16 protein-coding genes are annotated in these 19,389 nt (G+C 70.4%); 6 read left to right on the top strand and 10 right to left on the bottom strand.

Features of this window, described 5'->3' with window-relative positions:
* Nucleotides 1-55: 55 nt before the first annotated feature.
* Complete coding sequence (locus tag ACFXJ8_RS35565; protein WP_379648588.1) at nt 56-1,627, bottom strand: PucR family transcriptional regulator; 1,572 nt, start codon at nt 1,625-1,627, stop codon at nt 56-58.
* 86 nt (nt 1,628-1,713) lie between these two features.
* Here ACFXJ8_RS35565 and ACFXJ8_RS35560 point away from each other — a divergent pair, with 86 nt between their 5' ends.
* Nucleotides 1,714-2,553: an alpha/beta fold hydrolase gene (locus ACFXJ8_RS35560; protein WP_379648586.1), complete on the top strand. Its 840-nt coding sequence runs from the start codon at nt 1,714-1,716 to the stop codon at nt 2,551-2,553.
* A 1-nt stretch (nt 2,554) separates the two neighbouring features.
* On the opposite strand, the gene ACFXJ8_RS35555 is transcribed toward ACFXJ8_RS35560, so the two are convergent.
* Nucleotides 2,555-3,034: a MarR family winged helix-turn-helix transcriptional regulator gene (locus tag ACFXJ8_RS35555; RefSeq protein WP_379648585.1), complete on the bottom strand. Its 480-nt coding sequence runs from the start codon at nt 3,032-3,034 to the stop codon at nt 2,555-2,557.
* A gap of 132 nt (nt 3,035-3,166) precedes the next feature.
* Between ACFXJ8_RS35555 and ACFXJ8_RS35550 the strand changes: the two genes are divergently transcribed.
* Entirely contained in the window at nt 3,167-4,639 is a 1,473-nt protein-coding gene (locus tag ACFXJ8_RS35550) for an MFS transporter (RefSeq protein WP_379648583.1), read from the top strand.
* 29 nt (nt 4,640-4,668) lie between these two features.
* The gene (locus ACFXJ8_RS35545; protein ID WP_379648581.1) at nt 4,669-5,826 is read left to right on the top strand and encodes a cytochrome P450; all 1,158 of its coding nucleotides are present in this window, start codon (nt 4,669-4,671) and stop codon (nt 5,824-5,826) included.
* 82 nt (nt 5,827-5,908) lie between these two features.
* On the opposite strand, the gene ACFXJ8_RS35540 is transcribed toward ACFXJ8_RS35545, so the two are convergent.
* The 7 genes from ACFXJ8_RS35540 to ACFXJ8_RS35510 all read right to left on the bottom strand — a co-directional run bounded on the left by ACFXJ8_RS35540 (nt 5,909) and on the right by ACFXJ8_RS35510 (nt 14,559).
* Complete coding sequence (locus ACFXJ8_RS35540) at nt 5,909-6,775, bottom strand: effector binding domain-containing protein (protein ID WP_379648579.1); 867 nt, start codon at nt 6,773-6,775, stop codon at nt 5,909-5,911.
* A 148-nt stretch (nt 6,776-6,923) separates the two neighbouring features.
* Nucleotides 6,924-8,696, bottom strand: a complete 1,773-nt coding sequence (locus tag ACFXJ8_RS35535) for a bifunctional metallophosphatase/5'-nucleotidase (protein ID WP_379648577.1) — start codon at nt 8,694-8,696, stop codon at nt 6,924-6,926.
* A 55-nt stretch (nt 8,697-8,751) separates the two neighbouring features.
* Nucleotides 8,752-9,570 carry a carbohydrate ABC transporter permease gene (locus tag ACFXJ8_RS35530; protein ID WP_379648575.1) on the bottom strand — a complete coding sequence of 273 codons (819 nt, stop codon included), beginning with the start codon at nt 9,568-9,570 and terminating at the stop codon, nt 8,752-8,754.
* A complete protein-coding gene (locus ACFXJ8_RS35525; protein WP_379648573.1) occupies nt 9,563-10,441 on the bottom strand; it encodes a carbohydrate ABC transporter permease in 879 nt (292 codons plus the stop codon). The genes ACFXJ8_RS35530 and ACFXJ8_RS35525 overlap by 8 nt, the downstream gene beginning before the upstream one ends.
* 3 nt (nt 10,442-10,444) lie before the next feature.
* A complete protein-coding gene (locus ACFXJ8_RS35520; protein WP_379648571.1) occupies nt 10,445-11,689 on the bottom strand; it encodes an ABC transporter substrate-binding protein in 1,245 nt (414 codons plus the stop codon).
* 24 nt (nt 11,690-11,713) lie between these two features.
* Nucleotides 11,714-13,318 (bottom strand): beta-N-acetylhexosaminidase, encoded by a 1,605-nt coding sequence (locus tag ACFXJ8_RS35515; RefSeq protein WP_379648569.1) that lies wholly within the window; start codon nt 13,316-13,318, stop codon nt 11,714-11,716.
* Nucleotides 13,315-14,559, bottom strand: coding sequence for a Gfo/Idh/MocA family protein (locus tag ACFXJ8_RS35510; RefSeq protein WP_379648568.1), 1,245 nt, complete (start codon nt 14,557-14,559; stop codon nt 13,315-13,317). Before ACFXJ8_RS35510 ends, ACFXJ8_RS35515 begins: the two co-directional genes overlap by 4 nt.
* A 147-nt stretch (nt 14,560-14,706) precedes the next feature.
* On the opposite strand from ACFXJ8_RS35510, the gene ACFXJ8_RS35505 reads away from it, so the two are divergent.
* Together ACFXJ8_RS35505 and ACFXJ8_RS35500 are read left to right on the top strand one after the other, a co-directional pair.
* Complete coding sequence (locus tag ACFXJ8_RS35505) at nt 14,707-15,873, top strand: ROK family protein (protein ID WP_379648566.1); 1,167 nt, start codon at nt 14,707-14,709, stop codon at nt 15,871-15,873.
* A 33-nt stretch (nt 15,874-15,906) separates the two neighbouring features.
* The gene (locus ACFXJ8_RS35500) at nt 15,907-17,703 is read left to right on the top strand and encodes a discoidin domain-containing protein (RefSeq protein ID WP_379648565.1); all 1,797 of its coding nucleotides are present in this window, start codon (nt 15,907-15,909) and stop codon (nt 17,701-17,703) included.
* A 195-nt stretch (nt 17,704-17,898) separates the two neighbouring features.
* Here ACFXJ8_RS35500 and ACFXJ8_RS35495 read toward each other — a convergent pair whose 3' ends face one another.
* Nucleotides 17,899-18,738: an alpha/beta fold hydrolase gene (locus ACFXJ8_RS35495; RefSeq protein ID WP_379648563.1), complete on the bottom strand. Its 840-nt coding sequence runs from the start codon at nt 18,736-18,738 to the stop codon at nt 17,899-17,901.
* A 155-nt stretch (nt 18,739-18,893) separates the two neighbouring features.
* On the opposite strand from ACFXJ8_RS35495, the gene ACFXJ8_RS35490 reads away from it, so the two are divergent.
* Nucleotides 18,894-19,217: a hypothetical protein gene (locus tag ACFXJ8_RS35490; protein WP_379648561.1), complete on the top strand. Its 324-nt coding sequence runs from the start codon at nt 18,894-18,896 to the stop codon at nt 19,215-19,217.
* Nucleotides 19,218-19,389: the final 172 nt, after the last annotated feature.

Here is a 19,389-nt window from a genome sequence, read left to right as displayed (position 1 = left end):
GCCGTCAGGTCTTTAGCCGGGCGGCCAAAGCCGAAGGCCGGGTTTGGCCGGTCGGCTAAGGCCGTTCCACCAACCGGACGGCCAGGCTGATCATGAGCCGGGTGTCGGGGTCGTCGAGATCGACGCCGAAGCGTTCGCGGGCCCTGCGTAGCCGGTAGCGCAACGTGTTGGGGTGCAGGACGAGCCGTTGGGCGGCCGCGGTCACGTCCCCCGCGGCGTCGAGGTAGGCGGCGATCGAGCGGACGAGCTCTCCCCCGGCCTCCAGATCGGTCCTGACCAGGTCGTGGATGGGGCCGCTGCCGTGCTCCCACACCGGGCGGACGGCGTCGAGCACCCGCAGGACGTCCAGCGCGGACCACAGCTCGGCCGCCGCCGCATGCCTGCGGGCGCCCTCCTCCAGGCCGCCGCGCTCGCGCAGCACCCGCACCACCAGCCCCGCCTCCGCCCGCGAGGCCGAGGCCAGCAGCGGCGACGGCGCGGCCGAGCCCGCACCCACCCAGACCGGACCGGCGCCCTGCGTCGAGGCGGCGAGGACGTCGAGCTCGCGGGCCAGACCCAGGGCGTCGCGCTCGTCGCCGTCGGCCAGCGGCAGCAGAGCCACCACCCGCGCCGACTCCCGCAGCACCCGCACCGACGTCCGGTAGGAGGCCGCCTGCAGGGCGAGCGCCCCCATCACCCGCTCGGCGGCGGCCCCGGCCTGACCGTCGTGCTCGGCCACGACCACGGCGCAGCGCACGTCCGGGGACAGGCCCAGCGACCAGGCGTGCGTGCTCATCTCGCCCTCCCCCGACAGCAGCCCGCGCAGCGCGTGCTCCTCCCGCCTGCGCGCGCCGCTCTCCCGCAGCCGGTGTTGCAGCAGGTACGGCACCGCGACCTCGGCCGCCCTGCTCAGCGCGTTGGCGGCGTTGGCGGTGAGGTCGCGTCCGTCGGCGGCGGCCCAGATGGAGCCGAGCATCTCCCTGCCGCTGCGGATGGCGATGATGAGCCGTTCGGGGGTGTCGCCGTCGGCGGGCCGGTGGATCACCTCGTTCGACGACCACAGCGTGCGCAGCAGTCCGCTGCGCCGCAGCTCCTCGACCCGCCAGTCCGGCACCTTGCCGCTGAGAATGGTCGAGCGGCGCAGCTCGTCGGCCTCAGGACCGGTCGCCGAGTGGGCCAGCACCCTGAACTGGGTGTCCTCGATCGTGATCGAGCCGCCGGTGAAGTCGGCCACCACCGAGGCCAGCGCCGCCAGACCGCCGCCCGCCATGGCGTCGGCCATCCGGTCGCCGCGCCCGGCCTCGGCGTAGGCGATGGCCGAACGCAGGAGGGTCGCCACGTCGTCCCAGTCGGCCCATTCCGAGCGGGCCAGCAGCGCTATGCCGTACTGGTCGGCGGTGGTGAGCACGTCCTCGGGCACCTCGTCGCCGCCGCCGCGCACCACCACGGCGGCGGCGTCGCGACGCGCGGCCTCGTGGATGGTGATCCCCGTGGCCAGGACGATCCGCCCGGCGCAGGAACGTTCCGGGCCTTCGTCGCCGATGATCACGCCTTCCAGCCGGATGTCCTGCCCCGACGGCGCCAGCAGCAGCCGCAGGATCCCGCCTTCGTCGAAGGCGAGCAGTTCGCGCAGCGTGACCCACTTCATGCGGGGAGCATACGCAGGCAGCCACAGTCCTTGATGCTGGTGCTGGCCCCGATGCCGGGCGGGGCCGTACTGCCTAGCCTCGGGTTATGTCGTTGCGGCGGGTTCCCCCCATCGTCCTGCTGGCCCTGCTGGTGGCCGCGGGATGCGGCCCGGCGTCCCCTACGCCCGTCAAGGGCAGGTTCGCCGTCGCGCAGGGCCGGTCTCTGGCGATCGACTGCGCCGGTTCCGGCACCGTCACCGTCATCCTGGAGGTCGGCTACGACGCGGCCGGTACGGCGGGGCAGTGGCGCATGGCGGCCTTGCGCGACCGGCTCACCCCGGCGTACTACGTGTGCAACTACGACCGCGCGAACCTCGGCCGGAGCGACCCCGCGCCCAAGCCACGCACCACGGGCGACATCGCCGACGACCTGGCCGCGCTGCTCAAGGCCGCGAAGGTGCCGGGACCGTACCTTCTCGTCGGCGTCTCCGCCGGCGGCCTGTACGTCCAGCACTACGCCGCCCGCCACCCCGACCAGGTCGTCGGCGTGCTGGCGATGAACCCGCAGGAGCACGTGGACAAGCTCAACCCGGTGCTCCTCCCACTCCTCACGGCCGACGAGCGCGCGCGGGAGCAGGAGTTCCAGGCGGGCAGGGGCAAGGACAGCACCCAGGGCATCGACCTGACCACCTCGGCCCGGCAGCTGGCCGCCGACGGGCCGCTCCGGGTCCCGCTCACGATCATGGAGTCGGCCAGCGAGTGCCCCGACGGCGACGACACCTGCGGCAAGATCTTCGCGGCGTACACCGGCATCCACCGCAAGCTGGTCGCGGACGCGGCGCCCGGCGGCAGGTACGTGCAGGTGAAGGCCCGGCACGATCTCTACCTGGACGTCCCCGACCTGGTCAGCGCCGAGATCGAGCACCTGACGAGGGCCGCCCGATAGATCATTCAAGACCGCCTGTTTGGGTGGTGATCTCGGTGGCGGTGCTGTTCTCGGCCGCTCTCACGAAACGGAGGATGGCGGCGAGTTCCCGGTCGTCGAACGCGGCGAGGTCGTCTCGGGTGCGTGCGATCAGCCCGGCGTAGGCGTCGGTGACGCGGTCGATGCCTTCCTGGGTGGGTTCGATGAGGATCCGTCTGCGGTCGTGGGGGTCGGCCGTCCGCCGGACGCAGCCCGCGGCGACGAGCCGGTCGATCATGCGTGAGGCCGATCCGGTGGTGAGGCCCACGCGCTTGGCCAGGGCGCCTGGTGTGGCCGGGCCGTACCGATCCAGCACGTGCAGGCATTGCACATCGGCTTCGGCGACGCCCAGCCGGTCGGCGACGACCTTGTTGAGCCGCACCACCTGGATGGCCCAGCTGGGCACCGCGTCCTTGAGCATCTCGGCGAGCAGCGCCTGTCTGCCCGGGTCGTGCTTGGTCATCGGGACACCCCCCTCCCCCTATTTCGCTGCGTCGCGCAGTCATTTGTGTGTTATGTTCGCTGCGTGGCGCAGCTACTGCACCACGCAGTCATCTTACCGCATCGTCTCCGCGACCAAGGAGAACAGCCCGGCATGCCCGCAACCACCCGCCTCCATGACGGTGGCACCACGACCTCCCCTCTCCTGGCTGGACGTACGGCGATGGCCGTACTGGCCGCGATCCTCACCGCGTCCTTCATGGAACTGCTGGACGCCACGATCGTCAGCGTGGCCGCCCCGGCGATCGCCCACAACCTGCGCGCCGACGAGGCAGCGCTGCAATGGATGATCGCCGGGTACACGCTCGCGGTCGGCGCGGGCCTGATCACCGGAGGGCGCATCGGCGACCAGTTCGGCCGCCGCCGCGTGTTCCTGCTCGGGCTGGCCGCGTTCATGCTGGCCTCGGCCGGGTGCGGGCTGGCGCCGAGCCCGGGAGCACTGATCGGCATGCGCATCGTGCAAGGCCTGGCAGGGGGACTGATGATCCCGCAGGTCTTCGGCATCATCCGCGCCTCGTTCGAGCCCAGCGCCCGCGCCAAGGCGCTGGGCGCCTACGGCGCGGTGCTCGGCCTGGCCTCGGTGGCCGGGCCGCTGCTCGGCGGCGTCCTGGTCGAAGCCGACCTGTTCGGCCTGGGCTGGCGGGCGATCTTCTGGGTCAACGTGCCGATCGCGCTCATCGGGCTGGCGCTGGGCGCCCGGTTCATGCCCGAGTCCCGCGCGCCGGGCGGCGCCCGGCTGGACCTGCCCGGCGCCGCCCTGGCCGCCGCCGCCGCGGTGCTCCTGCTGCTGCCCCTCATGCAGGGCCGCGACTGGGGCTGGCCCTGGTGGGGTTTCGTCATCCTGGCGCTGTCGGCTCCGGTGACCGCGGTGTTCCTCACCCGGCAGCGCCGGCTGGCCGCACGCGGCGGACAGCCGATCCTCGACCCTGCCCTGCTCCGCGTCCGCGCCTTCGCCGGTGGCCTGGCGGCGTCGCTGCTGTTCTTCGGGGCGCTCGGCTCGTTCTTCCTCGTGCTGTCCCTCTACCTGCAGCTCGGCACCGGACACACCGCACTCGAGACCGGCCTGGTGATCCTGCCCTACGCCATCGGCTCGATCATCACCTCCGGCATCGGCGTCCAGCTCGCTCACCGCGCCGGCCGTGCACTCCTGGTTTCGGGGGCACTGATCCTGGCCGTGTCCCAGGCAGTCCTTCTGCTCATCGTCGGCAGCGATGTCGAGCCCTCCTACTGGGCGCTGGCCGCGCCCCTGCTGTTGGGCGGTCTGGGGCTCGGGCTGACCGCCCCGTCGCTGATCAACGTCGTTCTCGCCGGTGTGCCCGCCCGCGACGCCGGCGCCGCGGGCGGGGTGCTGACCACCATCACCCAGATCGGCAACGCGCTCGGCGTTGCCGTACTCGGCCTGGTGTTCTTCACCGGACTCGACGGCTCCCTGGCCGAGGGAGCCACCGGCCCCACCGCCTACGGCGACGCTCTCGTCGCGACCCTGCCCTGGCAGTTCGCCTGCTACATCGCCGCCGCCGCGGCGATGTTCCTTCTCCCCAAGCACGCACCCGCCCCTCACCAGTGACCGCGGCACGACAGTCTCAAGGAGAACCGATGCCCGACGCACCTCACCTCGCGATCGACCCGTTCGCCGTCACCGTCCGCGCCGTCGGCGAACCCCACCCCGCCCGTGCCGCCCTGCGCGCCGCAGGTCCCATCGTCCGGGCCGACGCCCCGGCAGGCGGCCCGGTCTGGATCATCACCGACGACACGCTCGCCAGGCAGGCCCTCGTCCACCCGCACATCGTCAAGGACCCGGCCTACGCTCCCCTCAGCTGGGACCGGCGCACCGCGGGCCTGGAACCGACCGCGGCCGAGCAGCCATCCCTCACCACCCTCGACGGCCCGGCTCACGAGCCGCTACGGCGAGCCCACGGTCCGCTGTTCACCGCCCGGCGCATGCACGAATACTCCGACCGCATCACCACCATCGCCCGCGAACTGCTCACCGAGGTCGCCGCCACCGAGACGACGGTCGACCTGGCGGCCGACTTCACCACCCGGTTCCCGCTCACCGTGGTCTGCGACGTGCTCGGCGTGCCGCTCGACCGGGTCGACGGGGCCATCGCGGCCTGCCGAGGCATGCACAGCAGCGACCCCGAGGAGGTGGGCAGGGCGATGGCCGCCTTCCAGGACCTGGCCGCCGCCGCACTCAGCGACGGTCGTTCCGGCCTCGCCGTCGAGCTGCGCGATCGGGTCCCCGACGAGATCACCGAAGCGCGACTGCACTACCTGATCTTCACGCTGATCTACGCCGGACAGCTCACCACCGACCCGGCGCTCGGATTCCTGCTCGCCCGCGTCCTCGACCCCGACCGGAAGAAGGCGCCGGACATCACGACCGAGGAGTCCGTCCGGCAGACACTGCGGCTGCACTCACCAGCCCCCTTCAGCCTCTGGCGGTTCACCTCCACCGACATCGAACTCGCCGGGGTACCGCTCCCCGCCCGCTCCCCGGTGCTCATCGACATCCAGGGCATCAACACCGACCCCACCCGGTCTCTCGGACCGGACCTGACGTTCGGCGCGGGCCCGCACTACTGCACCGGAGCACAGCTCGCCCAACTGGAACTGCGCGCGATCGTGGACGTCCTCCACGCCGACTTCCCCGACGTGCGCCTGGCCGTACCCTTCGCCGAACTGCGGCAGATCGACCTCGGCGGCATCCAGGCAAGCCGGCTGACCGCCCTCCCGGTAGCGCTGCGCGGCTAACGGCCCGGGACGGCCGAGGCGGGCAGAAGGAAGGAGCGGCAGGGCGTCGGATCCGCGACGCACCTGCCGTCACCGCCGAACGTCAGGCGGTGTCGTGTTCCACCGGGATCCACAGCTCGGCGTCGGCCTGCGTGCCGTCTGACGACACCCGGGCGGCCGAGATCTCCGGGCCCGGCCTGCTGCGGTAGGGGTTGGAGGGGAACCACTGGGTGAACACGTCGCGCCACAGGTACTGCAGCGCCTCAGGGAACGGCCCCGAGCTCTCGAACACCGCCCACGTGCCCGCCGGAACCGCCAGGGAGTCCAGATCGGCCGGGGTGTCGGCGCCCGTGACGGCGCCGACCCAGTAGTCCAGTTCGGCGCCTTCCTCGCGGCTGCCGGAAAGGTTGTCGCTCACGTTGACGACGCCGCGCGGCTCCTGGTCCGACAGTCGCTCGATGCGGTCCAGGGCCTCCTGGCCGACGCCGCGGACGAAGTCGACGATGGCCGGGTTCATCCCCTCGTGGACCAGCGGAACCCTCGCCTTCCTGCCGACCAGCGTGAACTCCGCCTTCTCCACGATCCGGTATCGCATGGTACTGCTCCCTTCGACGATGAGACGGAAGGACATGCGTGCCTGGGACTGCAGCGCCGCTCCGGTTCGCCTGGCCTCTCCCGGCCCGACGCCGTGCACGGCGCGGAACGCCCGCGCGAACGCCTCGCCGGAGCCGTAGCCGTAGCGGACCGCGATGTCGAGCAGCGGCTCGGAACCGGCGATCACCTCCGCGCCCGCGACCGTGAGGCGCCGGCGCCGGACGTACTCCGACAGCGGGATCCCGGCCAGCGCGGAGAACAGCCGCCGGAAGTGGTATTCCGACGTGACCGCGATCCGCGCCAGCTCGGCTCCCTCGATCTGCCGATCGAGGTTGCTCTCGATGTAGTCCATGGCCTGGTTGAGCCGTTCCAGCACGTCCCAGCACTCCTTCCCGGTTCGCTCACCACGGTAGGAGCCCGCCCCTACGCCGCACCCGACATTCTGTGCCCGATGCGATCGGGTGGCATACGGCTGCCGGCCGGGCTGGGCACTGCGGACCCAGCCCGGCCGGAAGGCCGCCTAACTACCCGGCCGTGTTGACCGCGACGGCGCGGTCGAGGGCGGGCGGGGTGACGGGGCCGTTCCTGAGGAAGGTGCGGAAGGCCTCGTAGTCACGCTGGCCGCGCACCGCGTCGGTGAAGCCGGCGAAGGCCGCGTAGCCGTCGGCGCCCAGCAGGGTGTAGGCGAGCGCGGCCAGGCGGTAGCTCCTGTCCGGGTCGAGCGGCTGGCCGTTGATCAGCACGTTCTCCGGCAGGACGCGGTCGCCGACGGGCTTGGTGGTGTCGTAGCGGAAGCGGACGTTGCCGGAGACGGCCAGCGGCGCGAACCTGACGCTTCCGTTGGCCTGGGTCTGCCACTGCTGTTCGAGGGCCTGCTCGATCTGGCTGCCCTTCACCGAGACGGTCAGCACGGGGTTGGCGTAGCCCCAGGTGGCCCACGCCTCGCCGAACAGGACCTTGCCGTCGGCGTCGGCCGGGTTGGCGCCCTTGGCGTACAGCAGGTCGCCGCGCAGCGAGTTGGAGCCCTTCACCGGGGCGACGGCCACCATCGCCAGGTCGGCGCCGCCGCCCTGGGTCTGCCGCGAGTCGGCGTAGGCGACGTCGGCGGCGAGGTTGCCGAGCGTGCTCTCGCCGTCGGCGTCACGCGTGCGGGTCAGGTCGCCGGTGATCGTGCCGACGGGCCTGGCGTAGGTCTCCTTCTCCTTGGCGTTCCAGTAGTCGACCAGCTTGACCATCTCGGGGTCGGCGGGGACGTCGCGGGTGACCGGGTGGTTGACCGAGGTGATGGACTCCCTGATCACGTCCTTGGTGCGTCCGTCGATCTTGAGGTTGATCTCGTTGATCAGGCGGCCGTGGTTGGCGGCCTCGACCACCGGGCGGGGGTTGCCCGCCGGGTCGGGGACCGAGCAGCTGAAGAACCAGTGCCAGTGACCGGTGACGATCGCGTCGATGTCGGGCGAGGCGTTCTTGGCGAAGTCCCAGATGGGACCGCTCTTGGCCGCGTCGTTGCAGCCGTTGAAGTCGTTGCCCGCCGCACCGCCCTCGTGGACGTTGGCGATGATCGCCTTGACGCCGCGCTTCCTGAGCTCGGCCGCGTACTTGTTGGCCGTCTCGACCAGCGGCAGGTTGTCCAGCGAGGGCTGGTAGGAGGTCGAGCCGTTCACGGTGGTGGGCGTGGTCAGGTTGATGAACCCGACGCGCACCTTGCCGAACCTTCTGATCACGTACGGTTTGAACAGCGGCTCGGTCTCGCCCTTGCGGGTGATGTTGGCCGTGGAGATGGTGAACTGGGCGCCCTGGAAGGGGTGGCCGGCGGAGTCGGTGAAGCAGCTGTCCTCGCCGACGACGCCGAAGCACTCGCCCTTGCCCATGTGGTCGCGCAGGAACTCCATCGACCGGTCGAGCTCGTGGTTGCCGACGGTGGTGAAGCTGGTGCCGATCTTGTTCATGAACTCGATCGTGGGCTCGTCGGCGTGGTGGGAGACCTCGACGGGCCAGCCGCTGAAGCTGTCGCCGGAGGAGAAGGTGACGGTGTTGGCCTTGCCCGCCCGCAGGTTCTTCAGGTGGGTCGCCATGTAGGCGGCGCCGCCGACGATCAGGGGGTTGCCCTGGGCGTCCTTGATGGTGCCGTCGGCCGTGTTGTTCTGCGGGGTGATGTAGCCGTGGAAGTCGGTGTAGGAGAGCAACTGCACGTCTACGGGCTGCGGGCGGGCGCCGGCCGCCGCCGGGGGGAGGGCGGCCAGCGTCGCGAGCGCGAGGCCCGCGGCGATGGCGATCCTGCTGCGGAAGGAACGCACACAAACTCCTTATGTAGTTAGTAAGGGGGATAAATGCGGAGGAAAGCCTGGCGGGTCAGCCCTTCGAGCCGGTGAAGGCAATGCCAGCGATGAGCTGCCGTTGCATGACGACGAAGAGAACGATGACGGGCAGCGACGCCACGACCGACCCGGCGAACAGGATCGGGAAGTTCGTCTGGTACTGGCCGCGGAGCGAGGCGAGCCCGGCCGAGAGCGTCATCATCTCCGGATCGGTGTTGACCACCAGCGGCCACAGCAGGCTGCTCCACGACCACATGACGGTCAGCAGCCCGAGCGCCAGCAGACCGGGCCTGACCAGCGGCAGCATGATGTGCCAGTAGACCTGCAGCGGATTGGCGCCGTCGAGGCGGGCGGCCTCGTCCAGTTCCCTGGGCAGCGTGAGGAAGAACTGCCGGAGCAGGAACGTGCCGAAGGCCCCGAAGACGCCCGGCGCGATCAGCGCCTGCAGCGTGTTGAGCCAGCCGAGCCCCTGCATGATCTCGTAGCGCGGGATGATGAACAGCTCCTGCGGCACCATCAGCACGGCCAGGAACAGCATGAAGATGGCGCCCCGGCCGGGGAAACGCAGCCGGGCGAAGGCGAAGGCGGCCAGCGAGCACAGCAGCAGCTGCCCGGCGGTGATGGCGGCGGTGACCACGACCGTGTTGAGGAACTGCCGGCCCAGCGGCACCGTGCGGAAGACGTCGGCGAAGTTCGACCACTGCCACGAGGGCGTGAACTTCGGGGGGATCCGCAGCGAGTCGGGCAGCGTCTGCAGCGAGCCCACGATCTGCCAGGCGAACGGCGCCAGCATCACCAGCGCGCCCAGGGCCAGCGCCACGTGGGCCGGCCAGGTCCTCGGCCGCCTATTCATAGTGCACCCACTTCTTCTGCAGCCTGAACTGGATGGCGGTCAGCACGAGGATCAGCCCGAGCAGCAGCACGGCGATGGCCGCGGCGAGCCCGCGCTGGTTCTGCACGAAACCCTTCTCGTAGAAGAGGTAGACGATCGTGCGGCTACCGGCCAGCGCCGGGCCCTTCAGGTCGATCATGAGATAGACCAGGTCGAAGACCTGCAGTGCGTTGATCATCGTGATCACGATGACGAAGAACGTGGTCGGCGTCAGCAGCGGCAGCGTGATGCGGAAGAACTGGCGCAGCCGCCCGGCTCCGTCGATCGAGGCCGCCTCGTAGTAGTGGCGCGGGATGCCCTGGAGCCCGGCCAGGAACAGCACGGCGTTGTAGCCGATCGTGCTCCAGATCCCGACGGTCGCGATGGCGTAGATGGCGAACTCGGGATCGCCCACCCAGTAGGGCCCGTCGATCCCCAGCTTGCCGAGGAGGTAGTTGATCGCGCCGAAGTCGCCGTTGAACAGGTAACGCCAGGTCAGGCCCACCGCGGCGGGCATCGTGACGACCGGGAGGAAGTAGAGCGTCCGGTAGACGCTCAGGCCGCGCAGCCCCGGCACGTTCAGCAGCGCCGCGATGACGATGGACAGCGGCACGCCCGCCAGCACCAGCACCGCGTACAGCAGGGTGTTGCCGAGCGCGCCGAGCATCTCCTCGTCGCCGAGCAGGTCGGTGAAGTTGGCCGTCCCCACCCAGGTGTGCCCGCCGAAGACGCCCGACTCGGTGAAGCTGAGGTACAGGGTCTGGGCGATGGGCCACAGGTAGAAGACGGCCAGACCCAGCGCCATCGGGGTGATGAGGAGGTAACCCCACACCCACTCGCGCCTGGAGAGCATCCGTTACTCCTTGGCCAGGATCTCGTTCATCTGCGTCGCGATCTCCTTGGCGACGTCGGCCACCGGCCGCTTGCCCGCCCAGGCGTCGGCGAGCAGCTTGTTCTGCACGTCCTGCCACTGCGCGGTGTTCAGGCTCACCGGGTACGGCACGCCGTGCGGCATCGAAGCGTCGTAGGTCTCCTTCAGGTGGAAGGAGGGGAAGGCCTTGAACCAGCCCTCCTGGGTGCCCTCGCGGAGCGAGAGAGCGCCGCCGCCGCTGTCGCTGAGGATCTTCTGAGCCTGCTCGGAGGCGACGAACTCGGCGAAGGCCGCCGACTCCTTCGGATGCTCGCTCTTGGCCGAGACCGCGTTGGCCAGGCCCAGCAGGATGACGGCCTCCTTGGCCGGGCCCTTGGGCAGCGGGGCCACGTCGATCCGCTCGCGAATCTCGGGGTTGGCCCAGAAGGTGGAGGCGAGCCAGGCGCCGCCGTGGAACATGCCGTACCTGCCGGACTGGAAGAGCTGGATGGGGTCGGTGTCGGTGTAGACCTCGGCGACGGGGGCGACCTTGTCCTTGATCATGCCGGTCCAGTACTCCAGGCCCTGGATCGAGGCGGGTTCGTCGAAGCCGCTCTTCTTGCCGTCGGCCGACAGCACGTGGCCGCCTGCCTGGATCATCGTGGGGTAGAAGCCGCCCTGGTCCCACATGTGGGCGAGGATGCCGAACTGCTTCTTGGCCGGGTCGGTCAGCTTCTTGGCCGCGGCCTTGACGTCGTCCCAGGTCCAGTCAGCGGTCGGGTAGTCCACTCCGGCGGCGTCGAAGAGTTTCTTGTCGTACCAGAGCGCCGGGATGCCCACGTTGTGCGGCAGGGCCCACAGCTTGCCGTCATAGCGGTAGCCGTCGGCGACCGCCTGGGACAGGCCTGCGGCCTTGGACTCATCGACGGGGGCGATGACGCCGCCCTTGGCGTACATGCGGACGTTGAGGCTGTTCATCCAGAAGACGTCGGGAGCGGCGCCGCCGGACGCGGCTGTCTGGAGTTTTGTCCAGTACTGGTCCCACGGGGTGATCTCCAGCTTGACCGTCACGTTCGGGTTGGCCTGCTGGAAGGCGGCGATGATCTTCTCGGTGCTGGCCTGGTCGTTCTTGTCCCAGATGGCGTAGCTGATGGTGGCCTTGCCGTCGGTGGCGGGCTCGCTGGAGCCGCCACATCCGGTGGCGAGCACGGCCAGGCCGAGCAGCCCGGCCAGGGGCAGTCGAAAACGCATGAGTGTCTCCAGGTGGGGGGTGTCTCAGGACCGCAGGGTCGCGGTCCAGGCGGCGAGCTTGCCGTCGATCTCGGCCCTGGTCCGGGGGTGGCCGGGGGCGTCGGGGCGGCGCTGCCATGGGTACGGCCCGGCGGCCGGGCGATACTCCACGCCGAGGGCGTCGAGCCGTTTCTCGTGCACGGCGAGCCGGACGAGGAAGTCCTCGAAGTCGCGCTCGCCGCTCCACACCGCCTCGGCGAACGCGGCCAGGCGGGGGAAGGCCATGTAGTCGAGCAGCCGGGGCGAGTCGATGTGCTCGGTCCACAGCGCCGCCTGGGCGCCTAGGATCCTGCCCCGCTCCTCCTCGGTGAGCCCGGCCGGGACCGGGTCGAAGGCGTGCACCGCGCTCAGGGAGGTCACGCTGCCGATCGGCACCGGCTCCTGCTCGCCCTCGGCCTGGCGGAAGTCCAGGTAGGTCTCGGCGAACGGCGAGACGACCACGTCGTGGCCGGCCCTGGCGGCCAGCGCCGTACACGTGTCTCCGCGCCAGGCGCCGACGGTGAGGCCGTCCGGCAGGCCGCCCTCCATCAGCTCGTCCCAGCCGAGCGGCCTGCGCCCCCTGGCCAGCAGGTAGTCGGTGAAGTGCCGCATGAGCCAGGTCTGCAGCTCGTCGGCGTCGCGCAGGCCGAGCTCGCGGATGCGCTCCTTGGCCGGCAGGCTCTCGTTCCACTGGGTCTTGGGCACCTCGTCGCCGCCGACGCACACGTACTGGCTCGGGAAGAGCTCCAGGACCTCGTCGAGGACGTCGGTGAAGAAGGCGATCGTCTCGTCGGAGACGTTGAGCACGTTCTCCCCGACCCCCCACTCGGTGCGCACCTCCAGCGCAGTGCCGAGGTTGCCGAGCTCCGGGTAGGCGGCGATGGCGGCCTGGGTGTGGCCGGGCAGGTCGACCTCAGGGACGACCGTGACGAACCGGTCGGCCGCGTAAGCGACGATCTCCCTGATGTCGTCCTGGCTGTAGAAGCCGCCGTGCGGACGTCCGTCGAAGCGGCGGTGCCGCTTGGCGCCCAGCGGCGACTCGCGCCGCCACGCGCCGACCTCGGTCAGCTTCGGGTACTTCCTGATCTCCAGCCGCCAGCCCTGGTCGTCGGTCAGGTGCAGGTGCAGCACGTTGAGCTTGTGCGCGGCCAGCAGGTCGATGTAGCGCAGCAGGTCGTTCTTGGGCAGGAAGTGGCGGGCCACGTCGATGAGGCAGCCGCGCCAGCCGTACCGGGGGCCGTCGGTGATGGTGACCGCGGGGACGCTCCAGACCCTGTCCCCGGTACGGCCGGCACGGAACGCGGCCGGGTCGAGGAGCTGACGCAGCGTCTGGGCCCCGTAGAAGGCGCCTGCCGCGGCCGTGGCCTCGATCAGCACGGATGCAGGCGTGGTCGTCAGCCGGTACTCCTCGGGGCCGAGGCCGTCGGCGAGGCGGAACTCGATCCCGCCGGGGCCTTCCGGCAGCGGCAGGCCGGTTGCCGGGGTGAGGCTGTCGCGCAGCCACACCGCGGCCCTGGCCAGCGCCGGGTCGGCGGTCAACGTGGTGGCGGAGGTGAAGGCGAACTGCCCTGGCGCCGTGGTGAGGCGGGAGGGAGCGGGGATCGTCGTCACAGGGCCTGCACCGTCCTGGTCTCGCGGGCACGCTCGGCGGCCCAGACGACGAGGTGACCGGCCAGCGCGTCGGCCGCGCCCGCGCCGAGCGGCGACTGGTCACCGGCAGCGACGGCGTCGATGAAGGCCCTGGTCAGCCCCAGGTCGCCGCCGCCATGGCCGTCGGCCGTCGACGCCCCCGCGCTCGTGGCCGTGTCGACGATCTCCTCGGCGCCTGTGGCGAAGTCGACGATCCTGATCGTCCGGCCGTCGCCCTCGGCGAACCCGTGCGAGCCGAAGATCCTGGTCTTGCGGTGTTCCAGCGGGGTGAAGGCGGTCATCGTGAACGACGCGGTGGCGCCTCGCGCGAACTCCAGCATCACGACCTGCTGGTCCACCACGTCGTTGTCGCAGTCGTAGACGCAGCGGCCGTACGGGCCGGTCTCCAGCGCGTGCGTGACGCCGGCCGTCGTGGCGTCGGAGGTGACCGCGAGGAGTGGCCAGAACTCCCGTTTCGGGTCGCCGAGGCAGCCCAGGTAGAGACGCTTGGCGGAGTACGGGCAGGTGGGCTCGACGGCGCAGCTCACGCAGCGGGTGCCCGCGCCTTCTGGCCGGTTGTCTTTCCTGAAGTGGGTCAGCGAGCCGAAGGAGGCCACGCCGACCGGCTCGTCCTCGACGAGGTGGAGCAGCCAGTCGATGTCATGGCAGGACTTGGTCAGCAGCATCGGCCCCGATCCGGCGGCGTTGCGCCAGGCGCCCCGCACGAAGGAGTGGGCCATGTGCCACCAGCCCACCGGTTCCAGGTGCTGGACGCTGGAGATCGCACCTAACCTGCCACTGGCCACGATCTGCTTGAGCACCCCGGTGTAGGGGGTGTAGCGCAGGACGTGACCGACCGCGAAGACGACCCCGCTGCGCTCGACGGCCTCGACGATCCTGCGCGCCTCCGGCTCCGTGGGGGCCATCGGCTTTTCCAGCAGGATGGCGTAGCCGAGCCCGGCGAAGGCCACGGCGGGCTCGACGTGCAGGTGGTCCTGGGTGGCGATGACCACGGCGTCGGCCAGCTTCGGCCGGGCGGCCAGCTCGGCCCATCCGCTGAAGCACGCCTGCTCCGGCAGGCCGTGCTCGGCGGCCAGCCTGGCCCGCCTGGCCGGATCAGGGTCGGCCACGGCGACGATCCGCGCCCGGCCGTCGGCCGCGGCGGCCCTGGCGTAGACCTGGCCGCGGTTGCCGGCTCCGACGACCGCGATGGTCACTGTCATGCATGAACTCCCGACTTATTGTGGAGTCCATAGATACTCATGGATCGACCCCTATGGTCAAGACCTGAATTTTCGGATATTTCGGGGTAGCCGAGGCGGGGCATGCCGTACATAATCGGGAGTCCGTCAATAGTGAGGAGCGATCCCGTGCAGCTCAGCGGTGGAGACCTTCAGCGGTTGCGTCAGCTGAACTCGCTGAGCAGCATCCGCGCCCTGCGTGACGCGCGCGGGCCGCTGACGCTCACCGAGCTGGCCGCGCGGACCGGGCTGTCGCGGGGCTCCATCGTGGACGTCATCACCGACCTCCACGAACGCGGCTGGATCGCCGAGGTCGAGCCCACCACGGGCGGCATGGGCCGGCCCGCCAGGCGTTACCGCTTCCGCGCCGACGCCGGGCACGTGCTCGGCATCGACATAGGGGTCCACAAGGTCCTCGCCGTGGTCACCGACCTGGCCGGCCGTACCGTCGCCAGCGGGCGGATCGCCGTCAGCCCCCGCACCACCCGCGACGAACGGCTGCAGGCCATGTCCAGAGCCGTCGACGCCGCCCTCGTCGCCTCCGGCCTGACCCCGCTCGATCTGTGGGGCGTGGCCGCCGGAAGCCTTGGCGTCGTCGACAGGGAAGGGGTGGTCACCCGGGTGGAAGCCCTGCCCGACTGGGCCGGCGTCGACCTCATCGGCCACCTCGGGCGGCAGCTGCCCTGCCCGATCACCCTCCAGAACGACAGCAAGCTCGCCGCCCTGGCCGAACAGCGGCTGGGCGTCGCCGCCGGCGTCCGCGACCTCGTCTACCTGCACGCCGGCCGCCGCCCGGGGGCCGCGCTCATCCTCGACGGTCGCCTGCACCACGGCTTCAGCGGCGCCACCGGCGAGGTCGGCCTCATGGAGATCACCGGCTGGCGCACCATGGCGAACCACCTGGAGAGCTGCCCCGCGGCCGAAGGCGCCTCGCCCGACGACGCCGCCGGGCTCGTCTTCGGCGCCGCCCGCGCCGGCGACCCCGTCGCGCTGGCCGCCGTCGACGCCTACGCCCACCAGCTCGCGCTCGGCACCGCGGCCATGGTCCTGACCCTCGATCCCGAGCTGGTCGTGCTGGGCGGCGGCTTCTCCCGTTCGGCCGACGTCCTGCTGCCACCACTACGCCGCGCCCTCGAACCCCACTGCCTGCGCGTCCCCGAGCTCAGGCCCTCGACGCTCGGCGAGGAATGCGTCGCGCTGGGCGCGGCGTGCCTGGCGCTGGAGCACGTGGACAAGCAGTTCTTCTCACCCGAAGGCGCGATCTCGCGCCCCGCCGCCCCCCAGCGCCTCACCTGACAGCCCTTCAGACCGCTACGGAAGGACAAGCTCATGCGGAGATTAGTTCCCCCTTTGGCCGTTGCCCTGGCCCTTGCCGGGCTGCTGGTCCCGGCACCGGCGGCCGCGGCCGACCCCGGCGCCAAACCGGCCGCGTACCGGCTGGAGTGCGACGGGGGCCAGCGTCCCGGCAGCACCTGCACGGTCGTGTCGACCGGCAAGCCGCGTCCGCACCATGTGGAGGAGTTCACCACCACCGTCAGGAGCGGTGACCAGGTATGGGCGCGCGAGACCGTCTACAGCCGTGACGGGCAGGCGCGAAGCCGCCCCTTCACGCTGCCCGAGCAGGAGGTGACGGTCGACGTTTCCGTCACGTCCCTGCCGGAGAAGCGCGTGGGCACGCCGCTCCGGCTGATGGCGTGGAACCTCTTCGTCGGCGGCACGATCAACCGCCAGGAGCCGACGGGCGAGAACCTCCAGCAGATGATCGAGTACCTCAACGAGGTCGACCCCGACATCCTGTTCGTGGTCGAGGGGTACGGCTCCGGCACGAAGATCCTGGACGGGCTGAACGCCGGACGGCCGGCGGACAAGCGGTTCTCCGGGGTGCAGCTCACCAAGCCGGAGGACTACAGCGTCAACGGCGACAACCTGTGGCTGTACACCAAGCTCGAGATCGAGAAGGTCTACCCGCGCTACGCCGACGCGGACATCTCCTCCTTCAACATCGGCGGCGCCCGGCTCGGCCTGCCGAACGGCAAGCACGTCCACGCGTTCAGTTTGTGGACCTGGCACGATGGCTACGCCTTCGGCGACACCCACGACGCGGCCGTGCAGAACACCCACGGCCTTCCCCGGACGAAGACGACCGAGCAGATCCTCGAGGGCGACCACCTGCGCCGGGTCGGCATGGGCAAGGCGATCCTGGAGAAGGCGCTGCCGTCCTTCATCGGCGACGACGACGCCCCGGTGCTCATGGGCGGTGACCTCAATGCCCAGTCGCACCTGGACTGGTCCGAGCAGTTCGCGAACGCGCCCGGGCACGGCGGAGTGGTGCTGCCGTGGCCGTACACGAAGATGTACACCGACGCGGGCTTCCTCGACACCTTCCGCTACGCCAACCCCGACGCCGGGGCCTACCCCGGCCGCACCTGGAGCCCGCTGAGCGGCTTCGGCGCCGTACCCGCCCGCATCGACTACGTCTTCGCGCGCGGCAAGGATGTCCGCATCCTCGGCTCCCGGGCGGACGTGAGCCGCCTGCCCCGCCACCGGAACAGCTGGCTCGACCAGCCCTGGCCGTTCTACTCCGACCACGGCGCGGTCATCACCGACGTGGTGATCCGCGGCAAGGGGACGGGTCCCGACCAGCCGATCGTCAGCGAGGAGCCGGGCAAGGCGCGCGACATCTGGCCTGCACCGCCGGCCGGCAACAGGATCCCGCCGGCCGAGCTGAGTGCGACCGCGAGCACATTCAAGCCTGGTGCCGGGGACCCGGCCCGTGCGGTCGACGGGAACCTGACGACCGACTACCACTCGTACTACCCGGAGGTCGTGCCCCAGCCGCACTTCATCACCGTGGACATGGGACGGGTCAGGGAGCTGTCCGCGGTCCGCTTCCAGCCCAAGCTGCGGGTCAACATGAACGCCACCATCGTGAAGGGTGTGGTGCAGGTCAGTGACGACGGTACGACGTTCAGGGACGTCAAGCGGGTCGAGTGGCCGCGCATGACGGCGCCGAACGACGTCGATATGAAGGGCGTTTCGACCAGGTACGTGAGGCTGCGGGTGGACTACGGCATGGGCGGGGCCTCCGCCCTCGCGGAGATCATTCCGTACGAGATCTCTCGATGACAATCGCCGCCGGCCCTTCCGAGGGCCGGCGACTTCCAGCACTCCAGCGCCTCGCCCAGAACCTCTAACGCCTCGTAGACACCGAACCGCTGCATCTCCATCAATCCCACCCGGATCTGGTCGAGCTCGATGGCGATCCGCGGGCCGTACCCCGAGTCACAGGGCGGCCCGCTCGGCGGTCGCGCGAGGCGGCCTTCAGCCGAGGAACGTCGCGGTCGTGGCCACGAACCGGTCGGCATCGTCGAGCCACGGGTAGTGGCCCGCTTCCTCCTGAACCACGAACGCGACGTTCGGGAACAGCGTGGCGTATTCGGCCGCGACGCTCGGGGGCGTGTTCAGGTCGACCTCCCCGGCCAGCAGCAGCACGGGCCCGTCGAACGCGGCCAGTGCCGCGCGAGTGGCCTGCGGGTCGAAGGCGCCCTCGGCGCCGAAGGCGTCGGCGGCCTCCTGGTTCTGCTGACCGTCCTGGGCTGCGTGGTGGGCCTGCGCCGTCGCATCCCATCGGCCGTAGAAGAAGGGGTCGATGGCCTTCCAGCTGTCGTCGGTGGCGTTGCCTGCCACGATCGCCTCAAGAGCTGCGAAGGCCGACGGGAACCAGGACTCGTCCTTGCGCAGTCGCGCGGTCTCACGCCGTGTCTCCGCGGTGGCGTCGATGCCGACGGCTCTGGTGCTGGGGGTGATCAGAGCGAGCTTTCCCACCCGTTCCGGGTGCCGGGCCACGTACAGGGCCGCGAGGTTGGCGCCGGCGGAGTGCCCCAGCAGGTCCAGCCGGTCAAGACCAAGGTGCTCGCGCAGCGCCTCGACATCGTCGACCTGCCGGTCACAGCGGTAGGAGGCGGCGTCCTGCGGTATCGCGGACTGGCCGGTGCCCCGAGGGTCCACCATGATCAACTGTCGATGCGCCGACAGGCCGCCGAGTTCACCGAGGTAGGCGGAGTCCCGCATCGGGCCGCCCGGCAGGCAGATCAGCGGGACGCCCTGTCCGAACGCGTGGTAGGCGAGGACGGTTCCATCAGGCGCGGAGAAGGCAGGCATGGCGAGGATCCTCTCAGCGGCATTCCTGGCAGGCAACCGATATTTCGCGATATCCCGCATATCATCCGCTATCGGCATGAAAGGGACATGCAACCCCACTTAGGTAGAAATATCCGCATAGCTCACCCGGAGCTCATACCTAAGGAGAACCTCTCATGCTTGACCTCAAGAAGGCCTTCGCCGCCGCCACCATCGCCGCCTCCGCCATTGCCGTCCCCGTGACGATGTCGGCCCAGCCCACGGCGGCGGCCACCAGCGCCACCCAGGCCTCGGTGGGCACGCCTGCAGCGGTGACCACTGGCTGCAAGCCGCCGCCCGTCGTCAAGAAGGTCAAGAAGGTGAAGAAGATCAACATCGACAACAGGGGCGGCAACATCGGCAACGGCAACGGTGGCAACGCCAACGGCGCCAACGGCAACGCACCCGGCGGCAACGGCGGCAACAACAACACCGGCGACATCAACATCGGCAACGACTGACAGCACGATGCCCGAACGCGGAGCCTGCGCTCGAAAACGATGAGTGGAGGACCCAGGAAAAGGGCGGTCGACGCGTACCTCGCGGCGGCCGCCCCTTCTCCTTTGCTTTATAGGTATTCCAGTGGCAGAGTAACCTGAGTAGCTTCCGGCGCTATGGGGGGTGGAGAAGAGG

This window comes from Nonomuraea sp. NPDC059194 (assembly GCF_042754765.1).
Taxonomy (GTDB): Bacteria; Actinomycetota; Actinomycetes; order Streptosporangiales; family Streptosporangiaceae; genus Nonomuraea.
This window is presented reverse-complemented; position numbering and strand designations above follow the sequence as displayed.